This is a genomic window from Fervidobacterium sp., assembly GCA_026419195.1.
Classification (GTDB): Bacteria; Thermotogota; Thermotogae; order Thermotogales; family Fervidobacteriaceae; genus Fervidobacterium.
The window spans coordinates 56995-77884 of record JANZZV010000003.1 but is presented as its reverse complement, the minus strand read 5'-3'; the positions used below and the strand labels follow the sequence as shown (position 1 = coordinate 77884).

Below are 20890 nucleotides of genomic sequence, written 5' to 3'. Positions count from 1 at the left end.
TTATCCCTCCAAGTAGAGTATGTTGGCTTCTGAGTGCAGATTTTCAATTACTCTTTTGTCACTCGTAAGTATTATTATTTGCCTATGGTTAGCTTCTTCACGTAAAAATTCGCACATTTTGTTTAATCTATTATCATCTAATCTAATCAGTGTGTTATCTATTACAAGTGGAAGATTACCGTCGTAAAAAGCTTTGTACAGCGCGTTTTTTATACCAAATATAATTAAGTCTTTCGTTGAACCACTCAGATAATCAGCTGGATCTCTTAAGTCACCTTCAACAAGTATTTTTACGGTAAGTTCTGGAGTAACAAAGAAATTCTTAACCTGTCCGGAGACGTGGTTGAAGAATTTCGTGAATTCTTCGCTGAATATCTTGTAATAGTTTTCAACGAAATTTGCATAGTTTTGTTTAAGATATTCGAAAATTCCAGGTATGTAGCTACTCAACAAACTGATCAGTTTAAGTTTAAATTCTAACTCGTCTCTTTTTTGAATTAGTTCGTTGAATTCATCGTAATCAACAGTAATTTCACGATGTTTAGCCAGAATATCTTCCAATTCTTCCTCATGCTTTTTTATATTGTTTTCAAGAGAGGTTATGTTCGTTTTTAATTGGCGTATGGTATTGTCACTATCTTCATTAAGTAGCTGTTTTTCCAAATCTTCAAGCAATTTTGACTGCTCAGAAATTGCAGTTTTTATCTCTTGATATTTTTCAAAGTATTGTCTGTAATTCTCAATATCTTGCCTTTTTACACCATACTTTTTTAACTCTTCCTCGAGAGTTTCATGGAGATTTTTAAGATCCTTTTGTAACGACAAGTCTTCCCCCTTTATCTGTCCGATTTTCCTTTCAATCGACTCTTTTTCGTATATCAGTTCTTGGACTTCGTTGAACGTTCTTTGTAAATTTTCTACAGCTGAAATTATCATTTGAGAATAAGCCGTAATGTTGAATCGCGATAATTCTTTAATAATTTCCTTTTCTATTTCTTTTAATTCAACCAATTTGCGTTGATTTTCTACATTTGCTGCCTTCCATTCTAAAAACTCTGCGTATTTTTTTCGCAGTTCCTTTAGATTTTTTATACCATACCGAGATAAGATTTTCCAAGTTTGTGGGATTTCCGGTTGTCGAGTTGCTATTTCAACAAGTCTTTCCTGCAAAACAGATATGGCAGCGATATTTTTTCGCCATTTCATCAGCAATGTAACAGAAATTCCAAGAAGGATAGTGGAAGGGATGTACATGAAAAAAGCCAGCTTATTGAAAAGTAATCCCAATACCAAAAGCACAATACCGGCTGTTGCAAAAAGTATTGATAGATCTTTTGAGTATTTTGTATTGTTTTCGGTCTTTTCAATCTTATTTTGTAATTCTACTTTTTGCTGTTCTAAGAAATTTTTTGATTCTATGTATCTTTGTTCCTCATCTTCAGCACGGTCAATTAATGTAGGATCTTCTATAAAGATATGCCATAATGGGTCTTCTTCTTTCGTCTCTCTGATGCCATCTGAGTACATTTTTGTTAATAGGTTCAAATGTTTGAGTCTAAGACTTACGCTCTCAAGATCTTGCGAAGATGTCACACCAAGCAACTTAAATCTATTTTCTATCTCACTGTTTTTTGATTCCAACATCTGGTTAAGAGCTTTTTCTTCCTTTTCCAGTTTATCTATTTCAGTTCGTATGTTGTTAATCTTCGATATTAAAGTTGAAATTTCAAAAACAATATTTTGATCAATTTTTTCAACCCACTGAACATCGTTTAAGTTCTTTTTTGATTCTTGTATTTTTGCCTTTAATCTGTTTATTTCACTTTTTAAATCTTCTGTTCTTTTTCTTCTTACTTCTTCAAGTTCTTTTAATTGACTGACCAACTTATTCTTAGAAGAATTTATCTCACCAAGAAGTTTCTTCCCATACAAGTATAACGAATTTTTTCTTTTGATATTATTTTTCAAGCTATCTAATCTTTTCTTTACATCGTCAAGTTCTGTGGATAATCTTGTGAAACACCTACTTAGATCGATTTTTTCCAAATTAGCTATTGCGTTTTTTATTATCCTTCCAGTTTCTGTACGTTCACTTTTCTTTTTAAGTGAGTTTTCTATTATATCTTTATCAATTCTAAGAGTTTCTAAATCATCATCTTCCATCAAAAACGATACACTCTCTAAAAGTTCCTTGTCGTATCTTTTGTTATCTATAGTTCCAAATTGCATTGTTCCTTCAGAAGTTTCAAGTGTTCCTCCAAAAATATCACTGTTCCAAGGCTTGTATTTCAAAGAATCTTTTGAAGGTGTGGAAAGTGTGTATAGTATGAATTTAGCAAGTGTAGTTTTACCACTTTCGTTTGGTCCGAATACGACGTTTAGCCCAGGTTTGAAGTTGAACTCTTTGTCGAGTATCTTTCCAAATCCGGCTATTTTAGCTTTCTTCAAAAACATATTTCTTCACCCCTGAGAAGTTTGAGAAGGAAGTATTTTTTACCAGGTTCGTCGACTGAACTGATAATGTTTGATTCAACAAAGTTTTTAGGTGTAACGTCAACTGTATACGTGATGACGTTATCACGGTAAGTTTTTGCTGCAAAGTTCTCAATTATGTAAAAACAATTTGTGTAGTTGCAAACAAAATTCTCAAGCCTTTCTGCATGTATTAAGCCTATTGTTTCAACATCTTCCAATGTTTGTATTTTGCCATCAACTTTTATTTTTGGAATGTTGTTGATCGGTGAGGAGTTGAAGTCTTTTTCTTCCTCTTCAATAACTATGCTGTATCGGTGAAAGATTCCTTTCAGCAAATCATCGATTTCTTCGATGAGTCCGTATTCACCTAAGATGTTATAAAATACAAATTCAGCGTCTGGAAACGATTTTGAAAGATAAATTAACAAGTTAACCTTGCTTTTAAATATATGATCAGTAAACTTTCCAAAACCAGGGTAATCATCGTACAATCTTAGATTGTTAACTTCAACAATCACTCACCATTCCTCCCAAGGTTTAATTTGTTTTCTTACAAAATCGTTGCTGACAAAGATGCAAGTTCTGATCGTTCGCCTTTGCTAAGTATGATGTGACATGCTATACGTTGTCCTCTAAACCTTGATGCTGCATGCACAAGTCCATTGCTGCTTTCATCAAGGTAAGGTGTGTCGATCTGGTAGGGATCTCCTGTTAAAACCACTTTTGTACCTTCACCAGCTCGCGTTAATATTGTTTTAACTTCAAGAGGTGTAAGATTTTGAGCTTCATCAACTATGATAAACTGTTTTGGAATCGAACGTCCTCTTATGTATGTTAATGCTTCTAACTCTATGATTTCTTTTTTCACTAAATCTTTAAAACTAATGCTGTTAAGCCTGCAAAGGTACTCTAAGTTATCCATCACACCACTCATCCATGGGGATATCTTTTCTTCAAGTGCACCAGGTAGATATCCGATGTCTTTTCCTCCCATTGGCACGAGTGGTCTTGCCACAATTATGTTGTCGTATGTCCCTTCTTGTAAAGTTTTGTGAAGTGCTGCTGCAAGTGCTAGAAATGTCTTTCCAGTACCGGCAATGCCAATAAGTGAAACAAATTTTATTTCATCGTTAAGTAACGCATCAAGTGCGAATAGTTGTTCTTTGTTTTTTGGCGTTATTCCGAAGACTTTTAATTTTGAGTCTATCTCTACAAAATCATCTCCGTTAAATCTGTAGTATCCTTCGTCAGATTCTATGTATTCATTTGGAGTCAGTTTTTCTTTCTCGATTTTTTTTATTGAATCAATTTTTATATACCCAGGTGGTAAAAGTGCAAGGTCATTTTTGTCGGTGAGGTAATCTTCAGCCTCTATTCCAAGCGCGGATGCCTTTATACGTAAACTTATATCTTTTGAAACGATTATCGTTGGTTCTTTCCTGTGTTCTTTCAAATAAACACTGTACGCTATTATCCAATTGTCAACGTACTTCTCAAATAAAAATTTAACCTGGTATCTGTTGAAGTCAGCTTCACTCAGCACGGGTATAGTTAAAGTTCCTCCCGTGTCAAGCTTTACTCCACTGTGTAAGTTCCCTTTTCCTCTGAGTTCGTCAAGTAGTCTTATGGATGTTCTTGCATTCTTACCCACTCTTCCCTGCTCTCTTTTGAGTTTGTCAAGTTCTTCTATAACAGGTAACGGTATGAAAACATTATTATCCTCGAATGAATATATAGCTTCAGGGTCATGGATAAGTACGTTAGTGTCGAGGATGTAATTTTTGACCATGTTCAATACTCCTTTCCTACCCATCTTTTCAAAAATTCATGTATAACTTCCCAACCAAATTTTTCAAAAAACTTTATAAATACGTTCGCTGTAACAAGTGCATCATCGTAAGCTCTATGTGTAACTTTGTGGTTAACCTTAAGCTCCTGTGCTAAGCTTTCAAGTTTTCTTCGTTTACCATACACCGCTTGTGATATATCAAGAGTATCTATATAGTAAATATCGAGAGGTAATTGCCCTACCTCTTTTGCCGCATAATCAAGAAATGTAAGATCAAATCTTGCATTATGAAAGACCATTATCGTGTCAGTTGAATACCTTCTTACCACAGAAATTATTTCTTCAAGCCCTGGTGCATCTTCTACATCGGAATTTCTAATTTTATGTACACTCTGAGCGTAAGTATGAATGTGCACCTTTGGGTTAACTAATGAAGAATAAATCCATCCCTTAACAATTTTTCCTTTATATACAGGAACTATAGCAATTTCCACAATCCTATCTCCACCTGAAGGATCGATACCTGTAGTCTCTATGTCAACACAACAGTATACATTTTCATCCCACATGAAAAAAGCCCCTTCTTAAAACTTCAAAACTTAGGTGATCAATTCTTCTCCTCCACCACGTGCTATCACGATTTCTCCAGCTTCTTCTAGTCTTCTTATTACATTTATAATTTTCTGCTGTGCTTCTTCAACATCTTTTACCCTCACAGGTCCCATAAATTCTATTTCATCTTTTAAAAGCTGCTGAGCACGTTTGGACATGTTATTAAATATCTTCTGCTTTAATTCTTCAGAAGCACCTTTCAATGCAACAGCAAGATCTTGAGTATTAACCTCTCTAAGCACAAGTTGAACAGATCTATCATCGAGCTTGAGTATATCTTCAAAGACAAACATTCTTCTTCTAATTTCTTCAGCAAGTTCTGGAGTTTCGTAGGTGAGTCTTTCCATAAGAGCCTTTTCTGTTGATCTGTCAAGGTTGTTCATAATTTCAGCTGCAGTATCGAGACCGCCCACTGCACTAAGTGTTTGCGTTGCTACACCCGCGAATTTCTTCTCCAGCAACTTTTCAACTTCTTTGACAACATCAGGTGAAGCTCTTTCGAGCAACGATATACGTTTTATAACTTCAAGTTGTAAATTCTCTGGTAGTGAGCCGAGAACTTGTGCTGCAATTCTCGTATCTAAGAAACTTAAAACTAAAGCAATAGTCTGCGGATGTTCTGATTGTAAAAAGTTAACAATTTGAACAACATCTGCTGACTTCATGAATTCGAAAGGTTTAACGGCAAGATTTGAAACAAGCCTTTCTATAATTTGCATTGCTTTTTCCGGACCAAATGCTTTTATTAACATTTCTTTAGCGTATTCTATACCACCTGAAATTATCATTTCTCGCGCTTTTGTTAGACTTTGAAACTCTTCAAGTACAGCCTTTCTTTCTTCGTTCGTGACTTTACCTAAGTTAGCAATCTCTACTGTTAAAGCTTCAACTTCTGAATCTTCAAGGTTTTTCAAAACCTTAGCTGCACGTTCAGGTCCCATAGTCACCAGCAATATAGCTGCTTTTCTTCTACCGGTAAGTTTACCAGCCATTTATATCATCCTTCCTAAATTCATCATGCTTTTTCAGAAATCCAAACTTTTAACACGGTTGCAACCTCTTCTGGTGTATTTTCTGCAACTTGCTGCAAGTAACCTTTAAGTTGCTCAAGCAGCAATTCTTCTTCCTTCCCAGGTATAACTTCCTCTTCTTCGAGCTCAGCAATAGCACGTTGAGCTTCTTCTTGCAGCATTTTGTACCTTTGTTGGATAATCTTCTTAGCCTTAATTTTCCTAAACTGTACTAAGCCAAGATAAGTTGCAAAAAAGATTAGAGTAGAGGCAAGCAAAAGCAAAAGCAAACGTGTTCTCACTTTTTGAAGATTACTAATTGCTTGCAGTTCCTTATGGAATTGCTCTTGGAGCTCTCTGCTGAATGGTAAGAATGCAACAGCATAGGTTATTGAACCATCTGGAGTGTTTGCGTAGATACTCTTTTCTATAATAGATTGAACGTATTTTTCAACTTCACTTTTTGATGCTTTTTCAAGTACAGTGGATGATGAATCTATAATCACCGAAACTGTTATATTTTCTATCTCGCCTTCGGAGTTTTTCACTATATTTTCCACCATTTCGTTCAATTCATAATTCACAATTTCATGACTCTTTTGATACGTTGTCGTACCTGTTCCTTCAACAGTTTCGTATGTTGTAGGAGGAATATTTGATTCAGTACCAACAGGTCCACCAACTCCTTGGCGTGTTGTAGACAATTCAGATTCAGTTTCTTTACTCCTAACTAACCCTTCTTTCTTATTGGGGGCAGTGTATGTTTTAATCTGTTTCTCAACTTTCTCCCAGTTTAGATTCACATCTGGAATAACTTCCACTCTTCCTGGTCCAAAAACGCTTTCAAGTGGGGCTTTTATCTTTTGTTTGTAATAATTCTCAAGATTTACCTTTAATTCCAACTTGGTTGAAGCCAACGCAGTTGATTGATCAAGGTTCAGCATAGCTGTAAGGTCATGACCTGTTTGATCGATCACCCTTATATTTTCTGGTTTTATGCCTTCAACTGCTCCCTGAACAAGGGCTACTATACCTTTAACTTGTTCTTTTGTTAGACTTTGTCCCACATCCATAACAACCATTATAGAGGCTCTTGGTTCTGACATTTCTCCGCGAACATAGTATGTGTACTTTGGTAGTGTGAGAACAACCCTCGCACTTTGAACACCTTTAATGGTTGAGATTGTTCGTTCAAGCTCTCCTTGAAGTGCTATTTGATATCGCACTTGTTTGTCAAAACTTGTCGCTCCAAGTGAGGTTTGATCTAATATCTCAAATCCTTTTGTAGAGCCTGAAAGTACACCAGAAGAAGCAAGGCGCATTCTGACTTCGTAAACATTGTATGTCGTGGGGATCAATATTCTATTACCAGCATCTACTTTGTAAGGTATTCCAAGATTTTCGAGTTGTTGGATTATTGTGCCTGCGTCCTGCTCTGTTCTTGTCGTAAGTAAAAGTTGATATCTTGGAGCATTTACTATTGCAAGAAAAACCGTGGTTAGTACAATAGATACTAAAACCATCAGTATAACCATTTTTTGACCTTTTTGTAAGCTTTTCCACCATTGAGGGAAATTAGCAAACCAGTCGACAATCTTCCTGAACCACTCCATTTCGTTTCACCACCAAAAACCAATTATATCACAAAAATATAAGAAAATTTACACTATATTAATTTTTTCTCAGTTAACATTTCCGAAAAAGGTACTATAATTATAATACCAAAGTGCCGAGGTGATTGCAATGTGGAAAATAAGCGTGAAAGAACTTATAAATGAAAAGAGAAAGGTAATTGAAGATACATACTTTACTAAAGAGGTTGAATTACACACAGGGACATACAAAGTCGTTGACGATGGGTTCAAGGTTAAACTTGTTTTAACTTATGTCGACAACAGAATACTTCTCGGAGGTTATGCAAGGGGTTACGTAGAACGTCCATGTGATAGATGTTTAAAAATTTCAGAAATGTACATTGACGGAATAATAGAAGCGGTGTATACTTTTGAGAAGAAATATTCGCATAAAAGTGAAGAACTTAAAGACTTGTCAAATGAGATTCTATTAACTGGTGATATTATAGATCTTGAAGAAAGGATCATCGAAGCAATAGTTAGTAGCGCACCAGATGTTTTTGTTTGCAAACCGGATTGTAAAGGTCTGTGCCCTTATTGTGGGGCAGATTTAAATGAAGAACCTGAACATAAATGCAAAGAAATTGAAGAAAAGATAGATCCTAGGTTCGAAATATTGCGAAAAATCAAACATATACAGGAGGGATAAACATGGCAGTACCAAAGCAAAAGCGTTCAAGAAGCAGAACACACCACAAAAGAGCAAAGATTTACAAAGCATTCAGTGTATCGGTAACAAGTTGTCCGAATTGTGGTGCTCCTAAGCAACCACACAGAGTCTGCTTGAGATGCGGTTACTATGGAAAGAAGCAGGTGTTTGAGGTAGCAAAATGATTCGTATAGCGCTGGATTTAATGGGCGGAGATAGAGCGCCGGAAGAGATAAAAGCCGGCGCTCTTATGTATTTGGAAAAATTGAATAAAACACAAAAAGATATAAGATTGCTTTTGGTTGGCACCTCCAATGTCTTGAATGGTTTTGATCGCTATAAAAACCTGGTTGAACTTGTAGAAGCTCAAGATTACTTACCAATGGACATTAAACCTACTGACGCACTGAGAAGAAAAGGGAGTTCAATGTATATTGCTGCAACGCTTGTTAAAGAAAAATGTGCTGATGCGTTGGTTAGTGCGGGAAATACTGGTGCACTTTTATCTTGTGCTACACTTGTTATTGGAAGAATTAAAGGCATCGATAGACCTGCACTTGCTGTACCTGTACCAAGTTTGAATGATTTCACAATACTCATTGATGCCGGAGCAAATGCGGAAGTCAAGCCGGAATGGTTATTACAATTTGCGGTGATGGGAATTGAATATGCGAAGATCCTTGGAAAATCTAATCCGAAAGTTGGACTTTTAAATGTCGGAACCGAAGAAAACAAAGGTACAGAACGTGAAAAACAAGCCCATCTTATCTTAAAAGAATCTTTGAAAGATAAATTTTTTGGGAACGTGGAAGGCAACGATATTAATCTTGGAACTGTTGATGTGGTTGTAACTGACGGTTTTTCTGGTAATATAGCAATGAAAACAATGGAAGGAGTTGCAAAACTTATTTCAAATACAATAAAACAAGAAGCTAAGAAAAGCTTAGATGGGATAATAGGTGCTTTAATATTTTCAAGAACACTGAGAAAACTCAAAAAGAAGCTTGATCCAAGAACGTATGGTGGTTCATTCTTCCTTGGTGTGGATGGTGTGGTTGTGAAGGCACATGGAAATTCAGATAAATTTGCTATCTATAATGCGCTAAAAGTTGCATCAGATGGTGTTGAGCAAGGTATTATTGATAAATTGAAAAATTCATTGGAAAAGATTAGTCTCCAAGGATGAGGCTGGAATTGAAAATACTCCAGCTAAAACAGGAGGGTTCCTTATGTGTGGAATAGTTGGAATCATTGGTCATGAGTTTAAGGTGGAAGATTTAATAGAAGGACTCAAAAAACTTGAATATAGGGGATATGATTCTGCTGGTGTTGCGGTTATTGACGAAAAAGGTTTATACGTTAGCAAGAGTGTAGGTAGGATTGATGCTTTGAGGAACGTTGTTGAAACTCAAAAAATCGTCCGTGGTGGTATAGCTCACACAAGATGGGCAACGCATGGTGCTCCAAATGATAGGAACGCACATCCTCATACAGATTGTTCTGGTAAGATTGCAGTTGTGCACAATGGGATTATTGAAAATTACCAGGAATTGAAGAAAGAATTACTTGAAAAAGGTCACAAATTTAGATCAGAAACGGATACAGAAGTCATAAGTCATCTTATTGAAGAGTCTTTCCAAGGTGATTTGTATAGGGCAGTACTCGATGCACTTAAGAAATTGAAAGGTGCATTTGCAATAGCGGTTGTACATGCAGATGTACCAAATGTGATGATCGGTGCAAGAAAAGGAAGTCCACTTGTTCTTGGCTGTACTGATGAGAGATGTGTACTTGCTTCTGATGTTACACCAATAATAAAATACACAAGAGATGTAATTTTTCTTGAGGATGGAGATGTAGTTTATATAGAAGGTAACAGGGTAAAAATTACTGATATTCACGGTAACACTGTTATCAGAAAGCATACACATATTTCATGGGACGAATCAGCTGCTGAAAAAGGTGGATTTAAACACTTTATGCTAAAAGAAATTAACGAAGTGCCTGAAGCTATTGAAAGTGCGCTTGTTGGGAGATTCGATGAAAAATTGCAGCCAAATTTGAAAGAGCTTGATGAGTTCAATTTGGAGAATGTAAAGAGAATACTCCTTGTTGCATGTGGTACCAGCTATCATGCAGGGCTTGTGTTTAAGTATTTTGTCGAGAAGTACCTTGATGTTGATGTGCTAATAGATGTTGCTTCTGAATTTAGATACAGACCGATAAGAGTAACGGACGAAACTTTGACGATCGCAATTTCTCAGTCTGGAGAGACTGCAGATACGCTCGAAAGTGTTAGAGCGGTTAAAAAAGTTGGTGGAAAAGTCCTTGCTATCACAAACGTTGTTGGCTCAACTATAACAAGAGAAAGTGACGTGACGTTGCTTATGAATGCAGGTCCAGAAATCGGTGTTGCTGCTTCAAAAACTTACGTTAACCAATTGGTACTTTTGTACGCGTTAGCACTTTACATGATGAAAAAAAGAAACATTTGGAGTGAAGATCAGCAGGTAATATCAAAACAGTTGAACGAATCACCCAAGATACTTAAAAAAGTTATCCAAGACGATAGAATAAAACAATTAGCTGATTATTATAAAAATTATCACCATTTTATGTACATTGGACGTGGGATAAACACTGCTACAGCCTTAGAAGGTGCTTTAAAACTAAAGGAAATAAGTTATATAAATGCGGTAGCTTATCCCGCAGGTGAACTGAAACATGGACCTATTGCTTTACTTGATCCAACCTTTCCAGTTTTTGCGATTGCACCAAAGGATAGTTTGTACGAAAAAATGCGCAGTAATATAGAAGAGTCACGCGCAAGAAATGCGAGGATAATAACTGTTGCAACCGAGGGAGACACAGAAATTAGTAAGATATCTCACGACGTAATTTATGTGCCCAAGGTGCATGAAGATTTGTATCCTTTGATAATGGCACCTGTAATTCAACTGTTTGCGTATCACATAGCTGACAAAAAAGGATATGACCCGGATAAACCAAGAAATCTTGCAAAGAGTGTAACTGTTGAATAGATGTCGTAGAAAAATCCCCTCGGTCATCTGACGAGGGGATTTTTACACTGTTTACAAAAATTTAGTTCATTTTAATAAATTAGACTTTGTAAAATTGAAAAGATTGTTGTATAATAAAATTAAAAGGATAAAAGGATTAAAAAACGACTCGAAGAAGGAGGATTTACATGGCTCAAAAATTTTGTTCTTTCTGTGGACGAGCAGCAGATAAGGTTGAGAAATTGATAGCAGGTCCAGGTAATGTCTATATATGTAGTGAATGTGTAGAGCTTTTTCACGATATTTTGCAAAGTGACAAGAAACTGAAAACTGTAGGTGTTGGTCCAAAAGATAGAAGAGAACTACCAACACCATCTCAAATTAAAGCAGAGTTAGATAAATACGTGATTGGTCAAGAGCGTGTCAAAAGGATTTTGTCGGTTGCTGTTTATAATCACTATAAGAGAGTATTCTTTGGAAGAGATACAAGTGATGTTGAGATTGAAAAATCCAATATAATTCTCATTGGACCAACTGGTAGTGGTAAAACTCTCATGGCACGTATCCTTGCAAGGATACTAGATGTGCCGTTTGCAATAGCGGATGCCACACCTTTAACAGAAGCAGGATACGTTGGTGAAGACGTTGAAAACGTTGTCTTGAGATTACTTGAAGTTACAAATTTCGATGTTGAAAGGGCACAATACGGTATAATTTATATCGACGAGATAGACAAAATAGCGCGTAAATCACCGAACCCGTCTATCACAAGAGATGTTAGTGGTGAAGGTGTGCAAAAAGGGTTACTGAAAATTGTTGAAGGCACAGTTGCGAACGTACCACCTCAAGGCGGTAGAAAACATCCTTATCAGGAATTCATCAAAGTTGATACTACGAATATACTTTTCATCGTTGGGGGAGCATTCGATGGACTTGACGAAATCATCAAACGAAGGATAGAAGGCAGCACGATAGGTTTCAATGCGCCTGTAAAAAGCAAGGAACAAATGAGGTTAGGTGATATCTTAAGACATGTGACACCTGATGACCTTGTTCAGTATGGTCTTATGCCCGAATTTGTAGGTAGATTTCCGGTTATAGGTACACTCGAAGATTTGAGTGTGGATGATCTTGTGAAGATATTAAAGGAACCAAAGAATGCTGTCTTAAAACAATACAGAAAGCTCTTTGAGATAGACGGTGTAACTCTTGAGGTTGATCAAGGTGCGTTATACGCAATAGCGAAAGAAGCTTTACGCAGAGGAACTGGTGCAAGAGCTTTGAAAAGCGTTTTTGAAGAAGTAATGATTGATATCATGTTCGATATTCCAGATTTGAAAGCCGTTGAAAAAGTCATCGTTACAGAAGAGTGTGTTACTAAAAGGGAAAGACCAAAAATCTATATGAAACAGTCTGCTTAAGATCGATAAACTTTGAAAAAGGTGATCAAATGTTAGTTCTTGGAATAGAAACAAGTTGTGATGAAACATCAATTGCTCTTGTTGAAGATAATAAGGTATTATCAAATCTCGTTTATTCTCAAATACAAACTCATAAAAAATTTGGTGGTGTTGTACCTGAAATAGCTGCAAGGGAGCATCTTAAGAAGCTCCCTCTTCTTTTCTTGCAACTTCTGAACGAAGCAGAGGTGGATTTATCAAAGATAGATGGTATAGCTGTAACACAAGGTCCAGGCTTGATTGGTGCGTTACTTGTTGGTATATCTTTTGCAAAAGGGCTCGCCCTTAGGTTTAATAAACCAATTGTTGGTGTTAATCATATCATAGGTCATGTTTATGCAAATTATTTTGTCTATCCTAACCTAAACCCTCCATATATAGTACTAATGGTTTCAGGCGGACATACGTTGATTTTGAAAGTATCTGTTCAAAATGAAGTTGAGATCTTAGGAAGAAGTGTTGATGATGCTGTTGGAGAAGCTTTTGACAAGATTGCACGGATTCTTGGACTTGGTTATCCTGGAGGACCAGAGATAGACAAAATTTCAAAGTATGGCGATCCCAGCTCTTTTAATTTTCCAAGACCAAAGATGTATGACTCTGATTACAATTTCAGCTTTTCTGGACTTAAGACTGCCGTACTTTATGAAGTGAAAAGATTAGCGAAAGAAGGATACAACGCAGAAAATCTGCCAATTGCCGACTTGGCAGCAAGTGCACAAGAGGCAATGATAGATGTACTGATCTACAAGGTAATTAAAGCGGCAAAAGATAATGAAATCAAAGACATAGTTATAGCAGGAGGTGTGGCCGCAAATAGTAGGTTAAGGGAAAAAATTCAGCAATATTCTAATGAGTTTAATTTTTATACACCACCGTTTGAATATTGCTCTGATAATGCGGCAATGATAGCAAGAGCGGGGATGGAAAAATTGCGTGAAGGAAAATATGATACTCTTAGAATAGAACCTGTACCTAATTTCTTTGAAATGATGGGAATGAAATAATGGAAAATTACCAGGTGAAAGGTAGACAAGGATGGGAATGTTCACTATTGAGATTGATTCTGGAAAACTTAAAGACATTCTAAAAAAGGCTGATAAAGTTTGTGGCACACTCGAACAATCAAACAGGAAGATATCTCTTTTTTCATATGAGGGTAAATTGTATTTATTAGCCTCAGATGGTTGTTTATACGGATATTTTGATTTGGCTCCATATCTTTTCCCAAAAACATTCCAACCTTTTGAGATACCACTTGATGTGGTAAAGCAATTTTCGCTGGAGCTTAATGGAAAAGTAAATTTACTATTTCAAGATAATATGATAACTTTCAAATGTCAGAACGAAATCTTAAGACTCCGCGTTAATTATGCAGGAAAAGAAATTTGTTTTCCAAAAATCTCGGATTTGCATATAAGATTATTAAGATTATCCAGAAAAAAGTTTATCAATGAACTTGATTTTGTTTCTTGCTTTCTTGAAGAGGGAAGTTACACAAATTTTTTTATAACGAAGGACGGTGTTGAGTTCATTTCTCATCATATGGGAATTGTTTCTTATGTAAGATTAAAGTCAGAATCTAAGTTGGAAAACAAAGATGAGGAATTCAGGGAATTTTCACTTCGCATACCGTATGTTTCGTCAAGGCACATCATTAAAGCATTAGATACTGAGCAAACTGAAGAATTGACAATATATTTTGATGGTTCGGTACTCAAATTACATATAGAAGCGGCGAACTATTATACGTTTTGTGGTGATTTGGCTGAAGAAAGTCCAGATCGAATCAGAAATCTTTGTCGATCATTTGAACCCAAGCTGAGAATTAACAGCTTACAACTTCAAAGGTTACTTAGAAGATCACTTATCTTGGGAAGATTCTCTGATGTTCAGCTGTATACAAGGAGTGGGGAGTTAGTTGTTGTATCCCAGCACGGTCCAATTGCTTACAGGGGAAGTATGGAGATAGAAATTAACTTGTCCTTTTCAATAAAAACAAAAGCGCACTTCTTGAAAAGTGCGCTTACTCGAATTGGAAGTCAATACATTTTAGTAGACGTGATAGATGATTATGTATTATTATCAGCACCTTCACTCTCCAGATTTTTGATTTTGAAGAATGAAAAGATTCAGTAATTTAAGATTTTCATTTCTATTTACTGAATTTTTTGCTGAATGGATATCTTCCACATTCAATTTGCCACCTAACGCTTTGTAAATCATCTCAGATAGATCTTTCAAGTCCGTTTTCGCTGATTTAAGGGCGTATTGTTGAAGTAACATTTCCCGAAACCAGCGTTCTCCAAAACTTTCTTGGATTAAGCCACTTTTTTGAACGGTGTTGTACATCTTTTTGAAAACCTCGTATATGTACCAAGCGGCAAATTCTTCCGAGACTTTTCGAAGCTGCTTTTGGTACTCTTCGGACTTTGGATCTATGATTTTCGTAATGTTGTTATTTATTTTAAAAGACTGTTGAGAATTAATTCTTAAGTCCATGTTTTCCGTCTCCACATCTCCGCTTTTACATTATTTTCAGCTGTGCAAATATCACACCAGCTTTATGAAGTTCTTGTACGATTGCTATTATGTCTTGAGGAGTAGCACCGAGAGATTTCAAAGCAGTTATTAAATTGCCTATTGTTGCTTTTTTATCCTCTATTTTTCCGTTTACAATAGTGATAACAAAGTTGCCATAGGACAACACAAAGTCAGATATGATTACATCTCCTCCGAAAACAACTGTTCCTGTTCTTTCATTTATAACTACCTGAGCAGCTACATCCATTGGAACTTCTATCTCCTCAAGTAATGCTAAGAATGAAATTACATCTTCCAGAAAGGTTTTTGGTATAGCAACTTTGACACTTGAACTATCTATTGCTTTAGCGATGTTGGTCCCAAACTTGGTGTTTATCGCCAAAGCAGTCCTGGCTGCCACCGTAAAATCCGGTCGGTTAATTAATATAGTTACTGAGTTAGAATCAACTATTGTAAATGGTATTTCACGTTCAATAATGGCTCCATTTGGTATATAGCCGACAACGGGAAACCTTTTTTGTAAATTAACGCTACCTTTCGCGTCTTCGCCACCCACAGAGATAGGTCCCTGAGCTACGGCGTATACATTTCCATCTGCTCCATAAAGAGGCGTTTGTAGCAATATTCCATTTCTAAGACTCTTTGCATCGTTTATACTTGCTATCTCAACATCCAATCTCATTCCCGGTTTATAAAAAGCTGGAATATCTGCAACTACCATAACAAGGGCAGCATTACGTGTCTTCAAATCGTTGGGATTAACGTTTATCCCAAAGTTTTTAATCATGTTTGCAAGTAATGTTGAATTCAACGTCCCACTGTCACCCGTACCATTCAAACCAACAACAAGACCAATTCCAAATAGCTGATTATCTCGAGCACCTCTAAATTTGGCAAAATCTTTGATTCTAACATTTACTGAAAGTGATAATGAAGGAAGTAAAAACATTAAAATCAAAGATGCCAAAACAAGCATTCTTTTTTTCACTTGTATCACTCCCAACACATTTTTTATTAAATTTATTTGAAGAAGCTGGCTATCGCTGAGAGTAACAATCCAAGCCAAGTACTTTGTTGAGGATCATCTTGAAAAACCAACTTACCGTTTTCCCATATCTGTGCGTTTATCAAATCTGTGGAATTTACAATATTTCCTGGTTTAATTGCCTGAGGATGCACCCAACCTGTTACGATTATTTCCCTTAAGTCGTTACCTACTTTTATCTGTTTTCGTCCTTCGACAAACATTTTACCGCTCTCATCAACTTGTTTTACAACAGCTGTCAATTGAACTACAGCATTGGCTTGACTTTTATTATCCCTTTTGTCATTTGGAGAAGGATTTGCTGGAAGATATTTACTCAAGTCGAGTCCAACAAGTTTCGTACCAGTGTTTATAGCATTTATAAATGCATTTGTGAGAGAATTGACCTGAGATGAGGTAGAAATCCGTGGAGATTCAAACACCACAATAGTAATTGCATCACCAACTCTTGTTGCTTTATACTCTCCAAGCAAATTTTTGAATTGATTATTTGAAGATGTTGTATAAAGCGAAGAGGAGAACAATATTGTAAAAGTCACGAAGAATAAAAAAACTAAAACATTCCTAGTCAACTACTTCACCTCCAAAACAATTATTGTTCCATCTTCTTGTACAGTACCCCTTAAAATCTTTCCACTATCGAGGTTTTTTACACTTATAACATTTCCAACATAACCATGCTCCAGAGATTGTACTAAGGTTGAGACAGTCACACCGCCAACATTACTAACAGCTTTTAAAATTTGCCCTTTGACAACTATAGGAACATCTTTTAGGTATTTACCATCAAGTATTTCGCCTTTTTGAAAAATCTTATCGGATAAAGCCGGTAAATCTTCTGGCAAAACTGGAATTTTGGCTATAGAGTACACATTAATCACTGTAAATTCAACATCATTTACACCTATAATTTCTTCCTTTTCTATCTTTCTTTTTGCGACTGCAACTTTCCTAAGAAGTATAGCTTCGTACTGAAATGTCAGATAACCCACTACTTTACCCGATCTTCGTAATGTTATTCGTACAAAAGGTGAAGCTCTATTTGAAATTTGAATAGAAATAACATAATCATCATGTTCAACAATACTCCCTGATTGCCATTTTAAATTGAATTGTGTATCAGAGGGATAGTTCTTGTACAACTCAAGCAACACAATACTGTTAACCTTATCTTTTGTTACAATATTGTACTTGCTATCGCTTTTGCTGCTTTCAACTGTTTGTTTACTTGCTATTATAACAATTGGCAAATCATCAGGTTTTGTATCAACAATCCCGACATGACGCTTCAATAAGTTTAATAGATACTTCTTATTTAAAGACAACTTTGAATTACTTGAGACATAAGCAACAATAATTTTTTCGAGAGTAGGTGTATCGATATCTGTCTCTTCGATCACATCCTTCATAAACACAGGACCTGGAAAGACAGAAACTTCTGATTTGAATGTTACAAAAGCCGCGAATAGCAGATTGACGAATAAGAAAAATGAAAGGGTTAAAATCTTCTTTTGCATAAGAATCACCACCAAAGGATATAATAACTCTGCACCTCGCGAGTGAATTTGCTTATTAAAACTAAAACGATGTGGAACTCCACCGCTTTAGTTTCTTAACCTTACCGAAACTAATCGAATTTGGGATCTCAAACATATCTGCTTGAATTATCAATGCATAAATTCCCCGATTGTTAAGCTGGATAGTCGTAAAGTCCCTCATGTCTAAACTTGCGTAAATACCTACTATCTCATAATTCTCCAAGGATGGTAAGGATTCTTTGAGTCTAGATAGACTTTCTTGGGATCTTTCTACGTATTCAACACGATCAGGACCTTCTTTTACCTCCAAACAAAAGCTTTCTTTGTTTCATGGGATACACCAAGAATATCTATCTTGAGTGTATCTTGACCTTTGCTAATCAATCTATTCATACTAACATCATCAAGCTTTACTTTAAAGTACTTCTCAATTACGATGTCAATTGATGGAGCGAATATATTTTCAACAGGTGTTCATATTTTTTTCAAGTCACCCCAGAGTTTTCTCACCTTTCATGAGTCTTTTTATGTTGTATTCTTACATCAGTCTTTGAACCCGCTCATTTCATCTTTGGAGCTTTCATAAAGTTGTCATTCATCTTTGAGTGTATTCATCTCATTTTTGAATTTTTGAAGTTCTGCTTTTGTTTTCAACTACGCATAAGCTAAATTTTTTGTTATTTCGTCAAAGTGGTTAACTTTTTCAATCAAGATTGCCATTTAGACATTCTCTCTCAGTTGAGTTTTTTACATATTATAGCACAAAGATGAACATTGAGATAGCTAAAATATTTTTCATTTATTTGATGATAATTGATGATAAGTTTTGACATTTTCAAATATTTGACTGTAGATTTTTTTATATTTCGTAGTAAAATAGATACGAAAGCATGTGAATATTTTCTCATATAATCGGATTACACATCTTTCTGAGGTGGAGGAATCATTTCTGACACCAAGGAAAGGGGAGAGTTGAGTGCGAATTTTTGTTTTCTTTCTAAAATTATCCCCTTTCCTTGGTACACAAGGGAAGGGGATTTAATTTTTTGATCATAAGGATAATGGAGGGATTAATGTGGGAGAAAGGTACTACACCATCGATATCATAGTTACCGACAGGGAAAATGCGTATTCAAAGGTCAATGAATTATTACATCAGTATTCGGAGATTATTAGATTGAGGGTTGGATATCCAGTTCCAGATGAAAATATAGCGATTGTTTTTTTAATAGTAAAAGCGACGAATGATATTATTGGTTCATTCACGGGAAAACTTGGAAATATAAAAGGAGTAAAAGTTAAAAGTATAGCGGTGAATTGATCAAAGATGTTTGTTATATTTTTGTTTCTTTGCTTGATAAAGATTTTAACTCGATCAATGAACTGAAATTAATAATTATTAAAGGCTCTTTTATCTTATCTAATCTACAGACATGATTTTATTAAATGAAGGAGGTATTTTTATGTATGTGTTCACAAAAGAAATAGACAATGAAAAAACATTTATTCCAGAGGCAGAGATATTTGAGTTACTCGAAGTTACGAAATCGCCTGATAAAGTGAAAGTCAGGGAAATTCTTGAAAAGTCTCTCAACAAAAATAGGCTGGAACCCGATGAAGTTGCGACACTTCTTAATGTTGAAGACGAAAAGCTACTTGAAGAGATTTTTCATGCGGCAAGAACGTTGAAAGAGAGGATATACGGTAACAGGATAGTACTTTTTGCACCACTTTACATAGGGAACGATTGTGTTAACGACTGTGTATACTGTGGTTTCAGAAATTCAAACTCAGAAGTTTATAGAAAGACACTAACATTTGAAGAACTAAGAAGAGAAGTAGAAGCACTTGTGTCGAAAGGACACAAACGTTTGATAGTTGTCTATGGTGAACATCCAAGATATAGTCCGGAGTTTATTGCGGAAACTATAAGAATAATTTACGATACAAAAGTTGGAAATGGTGAGATAAGAAGAGTAAATGTGAATGCTGCTCCACAAACAGTGGAAGGTTACAAGATCATAAAGGAAGCTGGTATCGGAACGTTTCAAATTTTCCAAGAAACTTACCATCAACCAACGTATAAAAAATTACACCCAAGAGGACCAAAGTCAAATTATGCTTGGCGGTTATACGGTCTTGACAGAGCGATGCTTGCTGGTATAGACGATGTTGGTATAGGCGCACTCTTCGGTTTATATAATTGGAAATATGAGGTCATGGGACTAATTTATCATACAATTCATTTAGAAGAGCGATTTGGTGTGGGCCCCCACACGATATCGTTCCCGAGGATTGAACCAGCACTTGGTAGTGAATTAAGTTATAATCCACCAGCTAAGGTCAGTGATGATGATTTCAAGAAATTAGTTGCAATAATAAGACTGGCTGTACCGTACACTGGTATGATCCTCACAGCACGAGAACCAGCGCATCTTAGAAAAGAAGTACTTAAGATGGGAGTTTCACAAATAGATGGTGGTTCGAGTATAGGTATAGGCTCTTATTCACAAAGTGATCCAGAAAAGATCAGAAAAAGTCAATTTATACTCGGGGATAATCGGTCGCTTGAAGAAGTTATATATGATTTACTCCAAGAAGGTTATATACCATCATTCTGTACTGCTTGCTACAGAATGGGACGAACGGGTGAACACTTTATGGAATTTGCTATTCCTGGTTTTGTTAAAAGGTTCTGTACTCCGAATGCACTATTTACGCTAAAAGAATACTTAAATGACTATGCTTCAGAGCAAACGAAAACACTTGGTAACAAGCTAATCCAAGAAGAAATCGAAAAGATTAACAATAAAGAACTCGTGATTAAGTACCTTGAAAGAATTGAACGTGGTGAGCGCGATGTCAGATTTTGAAAAACTCAGTAAATTACTCTCCCCGATTGCCGAAAGATTCAACACAAAAGTTTGGATCTGTGAAAAAATAGGTAAGAGATTATCTTGTATAGCAAGAGCTGGACAAGAAAGTTACACAGAAGGCTTTATAGTTTACGAGGATGATAAATATGTTGTTTTTTCACAAAAGGAATTAAAAGGTTCCGAAGTACTGACAGAGATTTCTAACTTCATTACTTACTACTTAAAAAAATAACCTGAG

21 protein-coding genes are annotated in these 20890 nt (G+C 35.9%); 10 read left to right on the top strand and 11 right to left on the bottom strand.

Features of this window, described 5'->3' with window-relative positions:
• From N2Z58_02300 to fliF, 6 genes are read right to left on the bottom strand one after another with little or no spacing between them, the layout of a single operon-like run.
• A complete protein-coding gene (locus N2Z58_02300; protein MCX7653495.1) occupies nt 1–2454 on the bottom strand; it encodes an AAA family ATPase in 2454 nt (817 codons plus the stop codon).
• On the bottom strand, nt 2445–2993 hold the full coding sequence (locus tag N2Z58_02295; GenBank protein MCX7653494.1) for a hypothetical protein: 549 nt from the start codon (nt 2991–2993) through the stop codon (nt 2445–2447). The genes N2Z58_02300 and N2Z58_02295 overlap by 10 nt, the downstream gene beginning before the upstream one ends.
• Nucleotides 2994–3025: 32 nt before the next feature.
• A complete protein-coding gene (locus N2Z58_02290) occupies nt 3026–4264 on the bottom strand; it encodes a PhoH family protein (protein ID MCX7653493.1) in 1239 nt (412 codons plus the stop codon).
• A 2-nt stretch (nt 4265–4266) separates the two neighbouring features.
• Nucleotides 4267–4833 carry a 3'-5' exonuclease gene (locus tag N2Z58_02285; GenBank protein ID MCX7653492.1) on the bottom strand — a complete coding sequence of 189 codons (567 nt, stop codon included), beginning with the start codon at nt 4831–4833 and terminating at the stop codon, nt 4267–4269.
• A 30-nt stretch (nt 4834–4863) separates the two neighbouring features.
• The gene (fliG, locus tag N2Z58_02280; protein ID MCX7653491.1) at nt 4864–5868 is read right to left on the bottom strand and encodes a flagellar motor switch protein FliG; all 1005 of its coding nucleotides are present in this window, start codon (nt 5866–5868) and stop codon (nt 4864–4866) included.
• A gap of 23 nt (nt 5869–5891) precedes the next feature.
• On the bottom strand, nt 5892–7499 hold the full coding sequence (gene fliF, locus N2Z58_02275; GenBank protein ID MCX7653490.1) for a flagellar basal-body MS-ring/collar protein FliF: 1608 nt from the start codon (nt 7497–7499) through the stop codon (nt 5892–5894).
• A 130-nt stretch (nt 7500–7629) separates the two neighbouring features.
• Between fliF and N2Z58_02270 the strand changes: the two genes are divergently transcribed.
• The 7 genes from N2Z58_02270 to N2Z58_02240 all read left to right on the top strand — a co-directional run bounded on the left by N2Z58_02270 (nt 7630) and on the right by N2Z58_02240 (nt 14788).
• A complete protein-coding gene (locus tag N2Z58_02270; protein MCX7653489.1) occupies nt 7630–8169 on the top strand; it encodes a DUF177 domain-containing protein in 540 nt (179 codons plus the stop codon).
• A 2-nt stretch (nt 8170–8171) separates the two neighbouring features.
• Nucleotides 8172–8354, top strand: coding sequence for a 50S ribosomal protein L32 (rpmF, locus tag N2Z58_02265; protein MCX7653488.1), 183 nt, complete (start codon nt 8172–8174; stop codon nt 8352–8354).
• Complete coding sequence (plsX, locus tag N2Z58_02260; GenBank protein MCX7653487.1) at nt 8351–9355, top strand: phosphate acyltransferase PlsX; 1005 nt, start codon at nt 8351–8353, stop codon at nt 9353–9355. The genes rpmF and plsX overlap by 4 nt, the downstream gene beginning before the upstream one ends.
• 43 nt (nt 9356–9398) lie before the next feature.
• Nucleotides 9399–11210, top strand: a complete 1812-nt coding sequence (gene glmS / locus N2Z58_02255) for a glutamine--fructose-6-phosphate transaminase (isomerizing) (GenBank protein ID MCX7653486.1) — start codon at nt 9399–9401, stop codon at nt 11208–11210.
• Between the two features lie 167 nt (nt 11211–11377).
• Nucleotides 11378–12610 carry an ATP-dependent Clp protease ATP-binding subunit ClpX gene (clpX, locus tag N2Z58_02250; GenBank protein ID MCX7653485.1) on the top strand — a complete coding sequence of 411 codons (1233 nt, stop codon included), beginning with the start codon at nt 11378–11380 and terminating at the stop codon, nt 12608–12610.
• 29 nt (nt 12611–12639) lie between these two features.
• Entirely contained in the window at nt 12640–13656 is a 1017-nt protein-coding gene (tsaD, locus tag N2Z58_02245; protein MCX7653484.1) for a tRNA (adenosine(37)-N6)-threonylcarbamoyltransferase complex transferase subunit TsaD, read from the top strand.
• Nucleotides 13657–13687: 31 nt separating this feature from the next.
• Complete coding sequence (locus tag N2Z58_02240) at nt 13688–14788, top strand: hypothetical protein (protein MCX7653483.1); 1101 nt, start codon at nt 13688–13690, stop codon at nt 14786–14788.
• Here N2Z58_02240 and N2Z58_02235 read toward each other — a convergent pair.
• The 5 genes from N2Z58_02235 to N2Z58_02215 all read right to left on the bottom strand — a co-directional run bounded on the left by N2Z58_02235 (nt 14744) and on the right by N2Z58_02215 (nt 18086).
• Complete coding sequence (locus N2Z58_02235) at nt 14744–15151, bottom strand: rod-binding protein (protein MCX7653482.1); 408 nt, start codon at nt 15149–15151, stop codon at nt 14744–14746. The genes N2Z58_02240 and N2Z58_02235 overlap by 45 nt on opposite strands.
• Before the next feature lie 25 nt (nt 15152–15176).
• On the bottom strand, nt 15177–16181 hold the full coding sequence (locus tag N2Z58_02230; protein MCX7653481.1) for a flagellar basal body P-ring protein FlgI: 1005 nt from the start codon (nt 16179–16181) through the stop codon (nt 15177–15179).
• Nucleotides 16182–16213: 32 nt separating this feature from the next.
• The gene (locus tag N2Z58_02225; GenBank protein ID MCX7653480.1) at nt 16214–16810 is read right to left on the bottom strand and encodes a flagellar basal body L-ring protein FlgH; all 597 of its coding nucleotides are present in this window, start codon (nt 16808–16810) and stop codon (nt 16214–16216) included.
• Nucleotides 16811–17755 carry a flagellar basal body P-ring formation chaperone FlgA gene (gene flgA / locus N2Z58_02220; GenBank protein ID MCX7653479.1) on the bottom strand — a complete coding sequence of 315 codons (945 nt, stop codon included), beginning with the start codon at nt 17753–17755 and terminating at the stop codon, nt 16811–16813. It abuts the gene before it with no gap.
• A gap of 61 nt (nt 17756–17816) precedes the next feature.
• A complete protein-coding gene (locus N2Z58_02215; protein MCX7653478.1) occupies nt 17817–18086 on the bottom strand; it encodes a hypothetical protein in 270 nt (89 codons plus the stop codon).
• Nucleotides 18087–18851: 765 nt separating this feature from the next.
• On the opposite strand from N2Z58_02215, the gene N2Z58_02210 reads away from it, so the two are divergent.
• The 3 genes from N2Z58_02210 (at nt 18852) to N2Z58_02200 (ending at nt 20884) form a co-directional block, all read left to right on the top strand.
• Nucleotides 18852–19097, top strand: coding sequence for an iron-only hydrogenase system regulator (locus N2Z58_02210; GenBank protein ID MCX7653477.1), 246 nt, complete (start codon nt 18852–18854; stop codon nt 19095–19097).
• 142 nt (nt 19098–19239) lie between these two features.
• Nucleotides 19240–20649 (top strand): [FeFe] hydrogenase H-cluster radical SAM maturase HydG, encoded by a 1410-nt coding sequence (hydG, locus tag N2Z58_02205; protein ID MCX7653476.1) that lies wholly within the window; start codon nt 19240–19242, stop codon nt 20647–20649.
• Nucleotides 20636–20884: a hypothetical protein gene (locus N2Z58_02200; protein MCX7653475.1), complete on the top strand. Its 249-nt coding sequence runs from the start codon at nt 20636–20638 to the stop codon at nt 20882–20884. Before hydG ends, N2Z58_02200 begins: the two co-directional genes overlap by 14 nt.
• Nucleotides 20885–20890 lie beyond the last annotated feature (6 nt).